The 15,195-nt window shown below is 46.2% G+C and carries 13 protein-coding genes; 2 read left to right on the top strand and 11 right to left on the bottom strand.

Annotation, left to right across the window (positions count from 1 at the left end):
• Positions 1 to 19: 19 nt before the first annotated feature.
• Positions 20 to 859, bottom strand: coding sequence for an AraC family transcriptional regulator (locus tag G7035_RS18170; RefSeq protein WP_019687939.1), 840 nt, complete (start codon positions 857 to 859; stop codon positions 20 to 22).
• 278 nt (positions 860 to 1,137) lie between these two features.
• Here G7035_RS18170 and G7035_RS18165 point away from each other — a divergent pair, with 278 nt between their 5' ends.
• The gene (locus tag G7035_RS18165; RefSeq protein ID WP_019687940.1) at positions 1,138 to 2,502 is read left to right on the top strand and encodes an MFS transporter; all 1,365 of its coding nucleotides are present in this window, start codon (positions 1,138 to 1,140) and stop codon (positions 2,500 to 2,502) included.
• 316 nt (positions 2,503 to 2,818) lie between these two features.
• On the opposite strand, the gene G7035_RS18160 is transcribed toward G7035_RS18165, so the two are convergent.
• From G7035_RS18160 to G7035_RS18145, 4 genes are all read right to left on the bottom strand, one after another.
• Positions 2,819 to 3,106: a stage VI sporulation protein F gene (locus G7035_RS18160; RefSeq protein ID WP_016822341.1), complete on the bottom strand. Its 288-nt coding sequence runs from the start codon at positions 3,104 to 3,106 to the stop codon at positions 2,819 to 2,821.
• A 111-nt stretch (positions 3,107 to 3,217) separates the two neighbouring features.
• Entirely contained in the window at positions 3,218 to 5,266 is a 2,049-nt protein-coding gene (recG, locus tag G7035_RS18155; protein ID WP_019687941.1) for an ATP-dependent DNA helicase RecG, read from the bottom strand.
• Between the two features lies 1 nt (position 5,267).
• The gene (locus G7035_RS18150; RefSeq protein WP_016822343.1) at positions 5,268 to 6,134 is read right to left on the bottom strand and encodes a DegV family protein; all 867 of its coding nucleotides are present in this window, start codon (positions 6,132 to 6,134) and stop codon (positions 5,268 to 5,270) included.
• 48 nt (positions 6,135 to 6,182) lie between these two features.
• On the bottom strand, positions 6,183 to 7,967 hold the full coding sequence (locus G7035_RS18145) for a DAK2 domain-containing protein (RefSeq protein ID WP_019687942.1): 1,785 nt from the start codon (positions 7,965 to 7,967) through the stop codon (positions 6,183 to 6,185).
• Between the two features lie 498 nt (positions 7,968 to 8,465).
• Here G7035_RS18145 and rpmB point away from each other — a divergent pair, with 498 nt between their 5' ends.
• Entirely contained in the window at positions 8,466 to 8,654 is a 189-nt protein-coding gene (rpmB, locus tag G7035_RS18140; RefSeq protein WP_013310881.1) for a 50S ribosomal protein L28, read from the top strand.
• A 223-nt stretch (positions 8,655 to 8,877) separates the two neighbouring features.
• On the opposite strand, the gene spoVM is transcribed toward rpmB, so the two are convergent.
• The 6 genes from spoVM to rlmN form a co-directional block, all read right to left on the bottom strand.
• Entirely contained in the window at positions 8,878 to 8,958 is an 81-nt protein-coding gene (gene spoVM / locus G7035_RS18135) for a stage V sporulation protein SpoVM (protein WP_010345573.1), read from the bottom strand.
• A 390-nt stretch (positions 8,959 to 9,348) separates the two neighbouring features.
• Positions 9,349 to 10,017, bottom strand: a complete 669-nt coding sequence (gene rpe, locus G7035_RS18130) for a ribulose-phosphate 3-epimerase (RefSeq protein WP_019687943.1) — start codon at positions 10,015 to 10,017, stop codon at positions 9,349 to 9,351.
• 4 nt (positions 10,018 to 10,021) lie between these two features.
• A complete protein-coding gene (gene rsgA, locus G7035_RS18125) occupies positions 10,022 to 10,939 on the bottom strand; it encodes a ribosome small subunit-dependent GTPase A (RefSeq protein ID WP_019687944.1) in 918 nt (305 codons plus the stop codon).
• 73 nt (positions 10,940 to 11,012) lie between these two features.
• Positions 11,013 to 13,292 carry a Stk1 family PASTA domain-containing Ser/Thr kinase gene (gene pknB, locus G7035_RS18120; RefSeq protein WP_016822347.1) on the bottom strand — a complete coding sequence of 760 codons (2,280 nt, stop codon included), beginning with the start codon at positions 13,290 to 13,292 and terminating at the stop codon, positions 11,013 to 11,015.
• On the bottom strand, positions 13,289 to 14,065 hold the full coding sequence (locus tag G7035_RS18115; RefSeq protein WP_016822348.1) for a Stp1/IreP family PP2C-type Ser/Thr phosphatase: 777 nt from the start codon (positions 14,063 to 14,065) through the stop codon (positions 13,289 to 13,291). The genes pknB and G7035_RS18115 overlap by 4 nt, the downstream gene beginning before the upstream one ends.
• A gap of 6 nt (positions 14,066 to 14,071) precedes the next feature.
• On the bottom strand, positions 14,072 to 15,112 hold the full coding sequence (rlmN, locus tag G7035_RS18110; protein ID WP_025365198.1) for a dual-specificity RNA methyltransferase RlmN: 1,041 nt from the start codon (positions 15,110 to 15,112) through the stop codon (positions 14,072 to 14,074).
• Positions 15,113 to 15,195 lie beyond the last annotated feature (83 nt).

Genomic DNA, 15,195 nt, shown 5'->3' with positions numbered 1-15,195 from the left:
GAAGATATATATAGCAAAATCAAAGAATATTTTCACGATAAGCGCTGGGAGAAATGCCCATCATTTTTTTAAACGCCCGTGAAAAGGTCAGTTGATCCGAGTAACCGACCGAATTGGAGATTACTTGAATAGAGTAACTGGTATCCTGTAACAGCTCGCATGCCTTTTTAATCCGAATGTTCATTAAATATTGCTTTGGTGTTTCGCCTATTTCCTGCTTAAAAACAGAGGTTAAGTAATTTGGGTGAAGGCCGAGATACTCTGCCACCTCATTGATTTGAATGCCACCGTTGTAGTTTTTCTCCATATAGTTGATAGATTGAACTGAATAGGGAAGCTCTTGTTTCACAGGCATCGTTTCACCCGATTCATGCACCAGCTTGGCGAGAATATGGCACAAATACCCCTGAATAGCCAAGGATGAAGAAAGCGTATTATTCCCTATACGAAGCATTTCAAGAATGGTCGAATGAAAAAAAGTGATGTCTCCGATACTTACCACATACGGATTATCCTGAACAAGAGAGATGTTCTGCAAGTACATTTCGGATTTGATCCCCATAAACCCCACCCAGCTGTACTCCCATGGCTCGTACTCATCAGCTTGATAATAAGCGGCCTTATTGGCAGGGATTAAAAAAGCCTGTCCTTTCTCTATGTTATATGTTTCCTTATCTAATACCAGTTTGCCTCTCCCCTTTAATACGAAGTGGATAAGATTGAAATCCCTGGCGATAGGCCCAAAGTCCTGGTTGGGAGAACAAGGCTCGGAACCACAATTATATAGGATTAAATCTGTAATATTTTTATGTTTTGAACTGGTACGTGTATCTACAAATTGAATCATATTCTCACTCATTCCTAACCTCCACGTTTCAGAATTTAAAAGTTAACCAAGGGCGGTGTTCCCGTAACAAATATAGCATAAATTAAGAATTATGTTATAAGAGCTAAAAAGAAACCTCAACCTGTGAATGTTTGCGACAATCTTTGTTTTTGCTATCATCTGCTTTAGAAAAATCATGTACTCCTCCTGCAGCTTTTGTTATTCTGTAATTCAAGATAACGCTTACAAGTTTGCGTTAAACGTATCATTACAGTCTGTTATGATCGTCAATTTTTGAAAGGGGTTAAAACATGCTTACTTCTGCATCTGCAAAAAATAATGACAAAGTCAGTTTAAAAACACTGATCTCTTACTCACTGAGTAGTTATGGGATGAATGTTATTTACAATTTAACCGCCGTTTATCTTATGTTCTTCTATACTGACAGCTTTGGATTGAATGCGCTTGCAGTCGGGACATTACTGATGGTGGCACGGGTGATTGACGCGGTAGTTGATATCTTTATCGGCATTGCAGTCGACAACACGAATACGCGTTGGGGGAAGTTTAGGCCTTACATGTTCATCGGGGCTTTCTTGGTAACACTCACCACCTTGGCGCTCTTCCTCAGTCCGGACCTTTCTTCCGCCGGGAAGCTGGTTTATGCCTATGTTACCTATATCGCTTGGAGCATTAGCTATTCCATATTGGATATTCCGTATTGGTCACTGTCCGCCGCTATAACCAAAGATGCTGCAGAACGAACCAAGGTCGTGACTGTTCCTCGTACGGTTGCAAGTGCCGGCTTGTGGACGGTCAATGTCGTAGCGCTTCCCCTCGTCCATTTCTTCAACGGCTGGGCTGGAGCGGTTGCTGTACTTTGTGGCCTGTTCTTCGTCTGCATGATGTTTACAGTGTTTGGCGTAAAAGAAAAACACGTAGTGCCTCGTCATGAAAAACAAACGTTAAAAGGAGTACTCCGCCTATTCTTCATTGAAAACCGACCTTTGCGGCTGTTGATCATCTCGTTTTTTATTATCGAAATGACTGCCAACATTCGTAATGCCTTTACTTTGTATTATTTCAAATACAACCTAGGTGCCGAAGCATTCATTCCACTGTTTATGGGACTAACCGTGGGATTTCAAATCGCAGGTAACGTCGCAGTTCCGTTCATTGCCAAGTGGATCGGCAAAAAAGGCACTAGCATAGCAGGGGTGCTAATCACCTCCATATCCATGATAGCTCTTTTCTTCTGCGGCAACTCTATTGTACTTGTCTTTATTCTCAGCTGTATCATTTCTTTCGGTGTGGGGCTGAACTATGTTGTCATGTCCACAATGCTAGCAGATTGCGTCGATTATGGAGAGTGGAAAACTGGAAACAGATCAGAGGGGATGGTTTTCTCAGCTAACGTTTTCCGGGCCAAATTGGCGGCCGCAATCGGCAGCGCCGTGGGTGGTTATGCGCTGGCGTTAGCGGGTTATCAGCCTAATATCGTCCAAACAAATACAACCCTTATTTGGCTCACACTACTATTTACAATTATTCCGGGGGTTCTGACATTTCTCTCCGTATTTCCAATGAAGAATTATGAGCTGACGGAAACAATGAACAGAAAAATTGTCCAGGAGGTTCGGGCAAGACGGGAACAAGGTGAACCATCCGTACAGTAACCGGATTCTGGTCCTTCGCGTGATGCGCTTACTGGAGCAGTCACCGTGCTAACCTTTACAATTTTCTGGGCTAGGGAGCGTTCTCTGCACCGAACAACGGTACGTCCAGGTGTACAGGCCATGGAACGGTCTATCAAGATTGGTGGTTATTACGAATAGAATTTCACACTAAAAGACTACTGCCTATTGCCCGGGGAATGAAATACAAAAGCCTTAAATAAAGCCAAAAAGGATCGCCTAACATCAGGCAATCCTTTTTTTATCTATGCTTCACATAAAACATGGAAAGTGCTTTGAAGCACCCGTTCGAACAGCATCAACGGAACATTCCCCATAGCTTGATCAGATGGAACGTATTAGACGGATCAATTTTTTGTGCCAATACGAAGGCAGTCAGTTGCTCCTCCTGTGTAGCCGTCAATCGCTCGTTTAAAATAGCAGAAGTGGTCTTCACAAGATGACGCACCTTAGCTTTGTTTTGCAGATCTGCTTTGGTCACGCCCTCGATCTGCTGCTTAACCCGCTCCTTGAGCGCACGATTTTTCATTTTTAACTTAATCCGCTCCACCAATTGCGGACTAATTCCATATTGCTGATAGCTCAATGTTGCCACACCTCCCATATCATTCGGTCATTCCCAAATATATGACGGTCAGCCTGTCCATTGTACCTATCTGTTAGAAACGTTTAGAACATCCTCATCATTCATGGTGGGTCAGTCGATAAGATCCCCTTGGAAAATCTGCTCTTTTTGCAAATAACCGCGAAGTGCTTCATACTGCGGAGATGTCCAAAAAGAGGAGTCCTTGATTAGATCAGTTGCATCCTCACGTGCCTTTTCCAGCACCTCAAAGTCCGCTACCATATCTGCTAACCGAAACTCGGGCAACCCGCTCTGCTTGGTGCCAAAGAAATCCCCCGGCCCTCTCAAATCCAGATCGCGTCTAGCAACCTCAAAACCATCGTCCGTATCGGTCATTACCTTCATCCGCTCTTGACCAACCTCCGACTTAGGATCCGCGATCAGTACACAGTATGAGGCATGTGCGCCCCTTCCAACACGTCCACGTAACTGATGTAGCTGGGACAATCCAAAGCGATCTGCATCCATAATAATCATTAGCGTCGCATTGGGCACATCTACCCCCACCTCTACAACCGTGGTTGAAACGAGTAGCTGAACCTCATTTGCATAGAAGGAACGCATAACTTCTTCCTTTTCTGCAGGAGTCATTCGTCCGTGCAACAGCCCAACGCGATAATGTGGAAAAGCCTGCTGCATTTGGATATGCAGATCGATGGCATTCTGTACATCCAGCTTCTCTGACTCTTCAATCAACGGGCAGATTAGATAAGCCTGCCGTCCCTGATCTACCTCACGAGAAATAAAACCGAGCACTCGATCCATCAGTTCGTGCTTCACCCAATACGTAGAAATTGGAATCCGTCCCTTTGGCCGCTCTGATATTGTAGAAACATCCATATCACCAAAAGCAGTAATCGCCAGCGTACGCGGGATCGGTGTGGCGGTCATGGTCAGCACATCGGGGTTGTAGCCCTTGCGGCGCAGTACACTACGCTGGTTGACTCCGAACCTGTGCTGCTCATCCGTTACAACTAGTCCAAGCTGGCGGAAATACACATCCTCCTGAATAAGGGCATGCGTGCCCACCACAATATCCAGCAGACCCATTTGAAGAGCGGCAAGCAACTCCTTACGCTTCTTCCCAGTTGTACTTCCTGTCAGTAACCCCACGCTGATTCCAAAGGGTTCAAACAGCTTGTGAAGCGACCGCATATGCTGCTCGGCCAATATTTCGGTTGGCACCATCAGTGCTCCCTGAAAACCGGAACGTACTGTTGCGAATAAACCGATGGCGGCAACCACAGTTTTCCCCGACCCAACATCCCCTTGAAGCAGACGGTTCATACAATAAGGTGAGCGTAGATCGTGCAGTATTTCAAGCTCTACCTTCTTCTGTGCGTCTGTTAATTCAAAAGGCAAAGCTCTTACAAATTCACGAATCGTGGCGTTATCCACCGTATGTACCACCCCGTCCGCTCGACCACGATTTAACGCCCGGAATGCCTGCATTTTCAGTTGAAATAAAAATAGCTCCTCATACACCATCCGCCGACGAGCCTCTTGCCCCTCGCGATTGTCCTGAGGCTGGTGTATACCCGCAATAGCCTGCTTGCGCGGCATCATACTATATTTGCGTACAAGCAACTCAGGCAATATTTCGGGAATCATTTCACCAAACTGCTGGAGCGTCTGGTTCATTATTTTTCGCATCCAACTTTGCGTAACCTTGCCGCCTATAGAGTACACCGGTTGAAGTGTCCCCGAACGGGCTACTCCTTTATCAGGAAACTCAGAATCTGCAACAGTCATCTGCATCCGCTTGAGGTCCCATTTACCAGTCACCACAATTTCACGACCTGATGTTAGCTGATCCTTCAAAAAATGCCGATTAAACCATGTTGCAGTAAACATCCAATCCTCAGCCATCAATTTACAAGTTAACCTTGATTTGCGTCCGTAACGCTGAAGCACCGGAATGCCCATAATTTTCGCCTGTACTGTAATCTTATCTCCGTCCTTCACTTCGCTTAGCGATCGCAGTCGGTAATCTTCATACCGAAACGGATAATATTCCAGCATATCTTGCACGTTAGAAATGCCAAAAGCGTGAAGCTCTCCTTCTTTGAGAGCACTCACGCCGTGTATTTGTTTTAATGGTATTTGATCCAATTGCAGCATATTACCTCTCATCTCCGGCCGGCCATGCAAAAATACCAATCGTTCCTGGTCCCACATGAGTTCCGATCACAGCGCCAAGTTCAGTATATATTTGATCGCCCAGTTCAAAATGCTCTGCCAGCTGAGCCACAAACGCTTCTGCCGCCGAGCGATCTGCCGTATGACCCACAGCAATATTAATTTTTTGGCCTTTTAAATCCCGCTCCAGCAGTTCAATAATTCGTGCTGTCGCTTTTTTATGCCCTCTCGCCTTATCAGCCGAATAAATAATACCTTCTTTGTCAATCGAAAGAATTGGCTTAATGTTAAGCAACGTACCAACCATAGCCGCTGCCTTGCCAATTCGTCCGCCTTTTTGCAAGTATTCCAGTGTATCCACCAGGAAATACAAACAACGACGTTCCCCAAGACGTTCCACACCCTGAATAATTTCAGCCGGGGATTGCCCGGCAGCTGCCAGCTCTGCGGCGTAAACCACGAGCATACCGTATCCGTACGAGGCCGACTTAGAATCCATAACGGTCACTCTATCTTCATGCTTCTCCAACATGGATTTACCCAGCAGAGCGGACTGGTACGTTCCGCTCACACCGGAGGATAAATGGATAGAGATAACCTGGCTCTCGGGGTATTGCTCCAACAGCTCCGTGTACGTCTCCAAAAAACGGGCTGGTGATGGCTGTGACGTTGTAGGCAGTTCATCAGCCCGTACCAGTTCGCTGTAAAACTGTGCAGCTGACATCTCAATACCGTCCAGGTAAGCTGTGCTGCCGAACATCACCGTCAATGGTACAATGACTATGCCGAGACGATCTGCTATTTCCTGTGGAATATCAGCCGTGCTATCTGTCAAAATGATAGTTCTCATCAGTCAGACCTCCTTTGTAGTGGACTACCATGGGTGTGCCAAAGCACATCAGGTTTCCACTGAGAACAGATAAGGATAAATCGGCTGACCACCTTCATGAACTTCCACTTCAACATCCGAATAATTTTCTTCAAGCCACGCAACAAGCTGATTTGTCTCTTCTTGTTTTGCGTCCGAACCTGTAAGAATCGTAACAATTTCATCGCCATTCACCAGCATTTTCGCCAGCAAAAGGCGGGATGTTGCCATTAATTGCTCCTCAGTCGCCACGATCTTAGAATCCTGAATACCAATGTAGTGGCCCGCTGTAATATGCAGATCATCAAGTGTCGTATCCCGAACCGCATAGGTCACTTGTCCAGACTTCACACGGGTAACTGCGTCCCGCATATTATCTTGGTTTACCTCAAAGGCTTCTTCCTCTTGGTAAGCAAATGCTGCTGCAATGCCCTGAGGAATTGTTTTGCTTGGAATCACCGACACCAAACGTTCCACCTCTAACAATTCACGCGCTTGTTCAGCAGCCAAGATTATATTGGAATTATTCGGCAGAATAAAAATATGTTGAGCCGCAATCGAGCGAGCCGCATTCACGAAGTCTTCTGTGCTCGGATTCATCGTCTGACCACCCGAAAGGACAACATCAACACCCAAGCTTTTGAAAATATCAGCAATCCCTTCACCAGAAGCCACAGCTATAAAGCCAAAAGGTGCTAGCTCATGAGCTGGAGGCTCAGATGGCTCCTCCTCACGTGCAGGCTCTGTTGGTATTTCTGCAAACCATTCAGGCTCAGGAGCACCATCCATACCTGCAGACAGCAAATCACGATGCTGCTCGCGCATATTCAAAATTCGAATCTGTGTAATTTCCCCGTAACGCAGCGCAAGATTCAAGACTTCACCTGGAGCCTTCGAATGCACATGAACCTTGATGACATCATCATCCGAAATAACGATAATCGAATCACCATCTACTGACAACGCTTTCCGGAAAGCTTCCTCATCAAAATTTGTACCTTGCGCTTCGCCCAATTGTCGATTAATAAAAAACTCCATATCATACAAAAATTCAATATTCTCCGTTTCGAGCTTCGCCTGCGCAGAAATCGGCGCATCTGGAGAAGGAGCCACAGGCGCAGCTGTAGGTCTCTCCGATACATAAGGAGCAAAAACCGGGCGTACACTATCGCCTTTTGAAGTTGGAGATGTCACCAATCCGCTTCCAAGATGCTGCATAAATCCTTCATAAATATACACAAGTCCTTGTCCACCCGAGTCTACAACCCCTACTTGCTTCAGTACAGGGAGCATGTCCTGCGTCATGGCAAGCGTTTCCTTTGCTTTGGCAAGCACTTCTTCCATCAGTTCTGTGATGTCGTTCGTCCGGCGCGAGAAAAACACAGCATGTCTGGCCGCTTCCTTCGCCACGGTAAGAATTGTACCCTCCACCGGCTTAACCACCGCCTTGTAGGCCGCATCCACCCCGCTCTGCAATGCCGATGCGAACTGAAGGGTATTCAATTCCTCGTATGGGGCAGCGTAACGGCTGAAGCCACGGAACAACTGAGACAGGATAACCCCTGAATTGCCGCGGGCCCCCATCAGCAAGCCTTTGGATAAGATGCCGGACATGACACCGATGGAGGAAGAATCTCCCCTCTTCAATTCCGTTACGCCCGCGCTCATCGTCAGATTCATATTGGTTCCCGTATCACCATCTGGCACCGGGAATACATTTAGTGAATTGACATGCTCCGCATGCTGCTGTAATTGTTCCGCCCCGGCTAAAACCATCGCGGTAAAGTCTGTTCCATTCAAAGAACGATTACTCAAGAGAATTCCCCTTCCTAGCTTAATACAATTGTTTTACAATCCATCTTCACAACACATGTTCAAGGTTCAATTGAATTATACTAAAGCCAGACGACGAATACGAATCTCACCCTTTCGTAAGCTTCCGTAACCATCCTCTGGTTTCTTTCCACAGCTCATATAATATGAAAAACCAGTCAACTGCCCAACAAAAAATCATTGGCCGGAATGATGATTATGGTCCCGCCTCTGAACTGCCCGGCATGACTGGAATAAGAATTCACATTCCATTAAAAAACAAAATAGTCGCAACAATAGCTATCCCATATTGTACTATAATGCGAAAGAGAAATAAATAAAGTTTTTGAATCAGTTGACGGAGCTTTTTTGACTATGATATTATATTTAAGTATTGTTTTGTTCAGGTTAGTGACTTATAAAGTCCGGCTGACCCAGTCGGCCTGAAGAGCGACCCATTCCATATGGAGTTTGGTTATTTTCAGAATAGGAGGTGGAATCATGTCTCGTAAATGTTCTGTAACAGGCAAAAAGCCTGGCAGCGGTAACCACGTATCTCACGCTAACAACCGTAATCGCCGTACTTGGGGCGTCAACGTACAAAAAGTTCGCATTCTCGTTAACGGTAAACCGAAACGCGTTTATGTCAGCACTCGTGCATTGAAAGCCGGTAAAGTGACTCGCGTGTAGTCGTAAAAAAATATCGTTATAAACAAAAGGCACCTCGTTTTAAACGGGTGCTTTTTTGATTATTCGAATAATATCCCACTGATTCAGGAGGACAAAATGTCAGGCAACTTCCCGCGCATTCCTGTCTTTTATTGCCGAGCTATCAATCTGCTGTGCCCGGGAAGCGTGCCTCCTGTGTACCTTTCGCCTTCATCCTACATCCTGTGTCAACGTTACTTTGATTTCAGTTCTTCTGGAATGTATTCAAAATGGCTTTGACGAATCCACCCAGAAATTTTGGCAGCTTGATTGTGTAAAACTTCATGCCTCACCCTCCCCATCATCCTCCTGCATCCGTTCTCTGTAGTTTATGCAACCTGTCAAGGGTTGTTGCCCCACAAAAAAAGGCTACATGAGAATCCCGCTCATGTAACCATATTTATGCACAACCATCCCAGGCTATACCATCAGACAAGTCCACGAACATAGAGATATGCTGAGAGTATAAAGATAAACAGGATATAATAAAGCACACTGCTCACCACAAAACCGATACGCAAACCACGCCTTTCATTTTTACGAAAATAAAACAGGACAATAAGAACAGCCAAAAGTGAAAGTATAGCATTCCAAGGCGTCTTCACTAGCGAGAAACAACTGAGTGTCAAACCGGTCATCATACTCGCTAAGGTCATCCACAGTGCTTCAGTTAGCTTCACTTGGACAAATGAGCGACACTATCCCGAATAGCAGTAATAGCCGCTGCACGGTCTGCTCTGCCGTATACTGCACTACCTGCCACTAATACGTCAGCACCTGCTTCAAATACGGCTGGTGCCGTCTCCTCCGCAATACCTCCGTCCACTTCGATATGTACGTCTGGACGACCCAATTCATTCAACCAAGCACGGATTTGTCTGATTTTATTCAACGTCTCTGGAATGAAGGACTGGCCCCCAAAACCAGGGTTAACCGTCATCACAAGAATCATATCCACATTCGGTAGCACTTCCTTGATCGCGTATGGTGATGTCCCCGGATTGAGAGCCACTCCCGCCAGAGCGCCTTGCTGCTTGATCATGTGAAGGACACCATGCAAATGAACACAGGCCTCCGCATGGACCGTGATGATATTAGCTCCTGCCTTTACAAAATCACTAATATAACGTTCAGGCTGCTCAATCATCAGATGAACGTCCAGTGGGAGAGTTGTATGCGGCCGAATAGCCTGAACGATAGGGGGGCCCAGTGTAATATTGGATACAAAATGACCATCCATAACATCCACATGAATCCAGTCTGCCCCCGCTGCTTGGACTTCCGCGACTTCACTGCCCAAACGAGCAAAATCAGCGGATAAAATCGACGGTGCTATTTTTAACATATGCTCAATACCTCCGTTTTTTTTCTTTTAATTCCTGATAAAACTGCAGATAGCTATCATAGCGTCCCTGTGAAATATGTCCCTCTTCCAAGGCCTCTCTTACTTTACAGCCAGGTTCGTGAATATGCGTACAACCCCGAAATTTGCATCCTTCCGCATATTGTTGGAATTCTCGAAAACAAGGCGATAACTCATCCACACCCAGCTTTAAAAAATCCAGTTGGCTAAACCCCGGTGTATCTGCTACAAACCCGCCGTTGTCTAAAGGAATTAGCTCCACATGGCGAGTCGTATGTCTTCCTCGTCCCAGCTTATTGCTTATGGCGCTCGTCTCCAGCGTTAAGCCAGGCTCCAAAGCATTAAGCATGGAGGACTTCCCTACACCTGACTGACCGGAAAACACGCTGATTTGGCCGGCCAACAGCTTCTTGAGCTCAGCCGTACCCTCTCCAGTACGGGCGCTGGTTACCAGCACCTCGTAACCAATCTTCCGATACATTTCCTGAACCATCAGCACCTTATCATCCTCTGAAGGGCTGCCTTCATACAAATCGCGCTTGGTCAGACAGATAATCGTATCCAGCCCAGCGTGCTCAATATGGACTAAAAATTTGTCCAGTAAAGGCAGGTTTAAATCCGGCTCACGCAGGGAAAACAGCAGCACGGCCAGCGTGGTATTAGCTACTGGAGGGCGAATTAGCTCCGTCGTACGCTTTCTAATCTCCTTGACCGTACCTTCCCCGTTTTCAGTTAGTTCGTAAAGGACCCGATCACCAACAAGGGGCGTAATCTCTTTTTTCTTGAAAAGGCCACGTGCTCTGCATTGTACCGTAGCTTCGCCGGATACCGGACGCCCATCCTGATCCAGGCTGGAGACATAATAATATCCGCTAAGCGCCTTGACGATCAGACCTTCAGGCATGTGTAAGATGTCCTCCTTCATAATGTTCAAGTTTCATTGTGTGGAACAGGTTAAGCTTCTTTCTCTAGTAAGTTTACTGATGCTGCACAGCCTCGATCACTTTGTCCTTCTTTTTGCGGGAACCGTGACCGGGGTTGTTTTTTTTGCTAACCGCCAACTCACTGCGCGTAACTCCTGAGGAATCGGTTCCTGGGGCAAAAGCAGAAGGATCACCATCGCCTTCTGTCCCCTCCTGGTTGTTAGAGTCGCCTCCACCATTACCACTATCGTTAGAAGATTCCCCGCTGTTTCCTTCCTCACCGTTTCCACTTCCATTCGGTGAGGAAGTACCACCAGATGTATCAGTCGGTGATGTTCCTGCAGGTGGAGCAATTTGAGGCATCGTCACCGTTCCATTTTTTGCATCAATATAAGAAACAGGATACGTGTCAACAAAAGCACCATCTCTAAATACGGAGACGACACTGTCTTTGTTAGGGGCCATCAGCAGGTTGATCGTAAACACCTGTGTCGTATTAATCGTACGGCTGCCCCACTCCTGATTTTCTCCACGTGCATCTGTATAAGTGATACGAATTTTACTGTTTTTGCCCTCTTCCTTCGGCGCCACAGGTACATTAAACGGTAACGTAATCGCTTCTGGCGGGTAACCCGTACTTACATAAAACGTAATTTCCGTATTTGGGGGCAGATCACTGCCCGCCTCTGAAGGCCATTGTTTGGTTACTTTTCCTTTATCCTGCTCATAGCTAAATTCCTCTTTAATTGAGCCAACCTTCAGCCCCGCCTTTTTGACCTCATTTTCCGCCTGGCTCTGCGTCATCCCTACAAGATTCGGCATTTTAACAGTGGCAGCGCCTTTGCTGACGGTGAGCACTACCTGAACCGAATCCTTATCAAATGGCTCATTTGCAGCAGGTGTCTGACTAATGACGGTTCCTTCAGCCTGATCACTGAACTGCTCATTTTGCTGAATCTGTGTTTCCTTAATCTGCTGGGCGGTCAGTAGCTTGACAGCATTCTCGTAGCTTTGTCCTTTGACATCTGGCATCGGGGTGAGCGGCTTGGCAATCCCGACTTTCAGACTAATCTCCGTTCCTTCCTTGACTAAAGAACCTTCAGGGTAGCTTTGATAAAAAACAACTCCCGGTGCAATCCCCTCTTTATATTCATGCTGGATTGGATCATCAATGACTAGTCCTGCTTTACTTAGAGTGACCTTCGCTTGGTCTTCTGTTTGTGTCAGTACACTTGGTACTTTCACCTCAGGTACGACAAGCACACTTTGCACATAGTACACCACGCCGCCCATGCACAAAAGTAGTACCAACACTAGTGTTACCCAGAAGATCGTTTTTTTTCTATTTTTCTTGGACGTTTGCTTGTTCGGAAGCTGTTCAGACTCCCGAGGTTGGACAGGCACATCGTCACCACTGGAAGACACACCTAATTGTTGAGGCTTAATAGCTGGGATAACCCGCGTTTGGTCCTCATCATCCAAATGTGTAAACTCCAGCTTGGATTCATTGCGCCGCCCCGGTAGCAGACAAGTCTCCAAATCCCTTAGCATTTCGTCTGCTGATTGGTAACGTTCCTCCGGATTTTTACGCATCGATTTCAGAATGACATTTTCTACACTTTGCGGAATCAACGGATTAATTTTACGCGGTTCCTCAAATTCCTCTTGCAAATGTTTGAGTGCCACACTAATTGGGCTTTCTCCCAGAAAAGGAAGCTGTGCCGTTAGCATTTGATATAAGACAATACCTAAAGAATATAAGTCCGATTTTTCGCCGGTAATGACACCCTTTGCATGCTCAGGTGAAAAATAATGAACAGAACCCACAACAGAACCTGTCTGAGTAATTGTCGTTGACGTAACAGCTCGAGCAATCCCAAAATCGGTTACCTTAACCCGTCCATTACGTCCAATTAAGATATTATGAGGCTTAATGTCCCGGTGAATAATCTGATTTTGGTGGGCATGCTCCAGCGCATCACAAATCTGGGAAGCAATCCGCACTGCTTCATCCACTTGTAATGGCGCACGTTCTTTAATAATTTCATTCAAATTTTTGCCTTCAACGCACTCCATTACAATATAATGGATTTCATCCTCTTGGCCGACATCATAAATACTGACCACGTTCGAATGAGAAAGCGAGGCCGCTGACTGTGCCTCACGCCGAAACCGGCGAATAAATTCCTCATCATGAACAAATTGCTGACGCAACACTTTTACCGCGACATTGCGATTCAGCAAAATGTCTTGAGCCTTATACACCAGCGCCATACCGCCGCCACCGATGCGCTCAATAATTTCGTACCTTCCCCCAAGCAGGTGCCCGATCATGCTTCACACCCCTTTTCACTCAATGAAACCGTGTTGTCGGGCAATTCAAACAAAGCTACAGTAATGTTATCGTCTCCACCGGCAAGCAGCGCCAGATGTAGCAGACGATCCGCACGTTCCTCCAAAGGATTTTCTGCGGCACCTACTACCTTACTGATCTGTTCTTCTGTTACCAAATTGCTTAATCCGTCACTGCATAGTAATAGTACATCGCCTTTTTCCAGCGTAATGGTGTCAATGTCCACCTTCACCTCGGAATCAGTGCCCAATGCCCGTGTCAGCACATTGCGACGGGGATGGTTCTCCCGCTCTTCCTTACTGATCTGACCGTTTTTGAACAACTCATTAACCAAAGTATGGTCTTCTGTAAGCTGACGTACCGTTCCTTTGGATATGACATAGGCGCGACTGTCACCAATATGTCCGATAATTCCAGATGCATCATTGAGCAACACGGCAACAACCGTCGTTCCCATATTATGATACTGGTCATCGCGCGCAGCCGTTTGGAAGATGACTTCATTGGCATGCAAAATAGCGTCGCTGAGCGCCGCCGTCAAAGAATGTGCGGATAATCCGCTCTCCAGCGTCGCCAAATCAGCGGCAAGTGTCTCTACCGCAAGGCGGCTGGCCGTATCACCGGCCAGATGCCCTCCCATACCATCGGCAACAATTCCAAGAATATAGCCTTGCTCCAAGTGCCTGATCCAGGCAGAATCCTCATTTACCGAACGCACACGTCCGACATGGCTGACATGAACTGTTTTGATCAAATGGTTTCACCCCAACTCCATATGCTTTGCACGCAACTGACCGCAGGCAGCGGCAATATCGTGACCCTGTTCACGCCGGATCGTCACATTGACGCCTTTTTCGGCAAGAATACGTTGAAAATTAAAAATATCGCTGCGCGATGTGCGCACATACTTGCGCTCAGGCACATGGTTGACTGGAATCAAATTGACGTGACACAGCATGTCCTTCAACACATCCGCAAGCTCTTCAGCATGTTCTGCCTGGTCGTTTACTCCACCGATCAAGGCATATTCGAACGAAATTCTCCGCCCCGTCTTAGCAAGATAATAACGAAGAGAATCCATAACATCCTTAAAAGGATAACGCCGATTTACAGGCATCAGCTTCGAACGCAGCGCATCATTGGGCGCATGGATGGATATTGCCAGATTAATCTGTGTATCCTCGTCAGCAAATTTATAAATATTGGGCACAATGCCGCTGGTTGACACCGTAATATGACGTTGACCAATATTCAGGCCCTTTTCATGAATCATTGTACGCAAAAACGTCATTGTCGCTTCATAGTTTTCAAAAGGCTCACCCGAGCCCATAATCACAATACTGCTCACTCGTTCATTCGTTTTATCCAGAATTTTCTGAGCCTGCACCACCTGTGCCGTAATTTCGCCAGCCGTCAGGTTTCTTTTGAGACCCCCAAGCGTCGAGGCACAAAAAGTACAGCCAATCCGGCAACCCACTTGAGTCGTTACACAAATACTGTTTCCGTAATTATGTCTCATGATAACCGTCTCAATAGCATGGTCATCGTGTAAGCCAAACAGAAATTTAACAGTCCCATCTTTCGATTCCAACTTTGTTATTTCGTGAAGCGTCACAAAACTGAATTGCTCCTCCAGCTTTTCTCTCAGCCCCTTGGACAAATTCGTCATCTCACTGAAATTATTGACCCGCTTTACATACAGCCAGTCAAAAATTTGTCCTCCCCGAAAGGCAGGCTCACCGTTGTTTTTGGCCCAGTCCTGAAGCTCTTCCAGTGTTAAATCATATATAAAAGGTTTCATCAATATTTGCACCCGTTCCTTCTTCATTAAGTTCTGTTTAATCACAGACAGTGTTTTTCATTCTTCCTATTTTAGCACAAATC

This window comes from Paenibacillus polymyxa (assembly GCF_015710975.1).
Classification (GTDB): domain Bacteria; phylum Bacillota; class Bacilli; order Paenibacillales; family Paenibacillaceae; genus Paenibacillus; species Paenibacillus polymyxa.
Note: the sequence above shows the minus strand (reverse complement) of the source record. Positions and strands in the feature narration are given on the sequence as shown.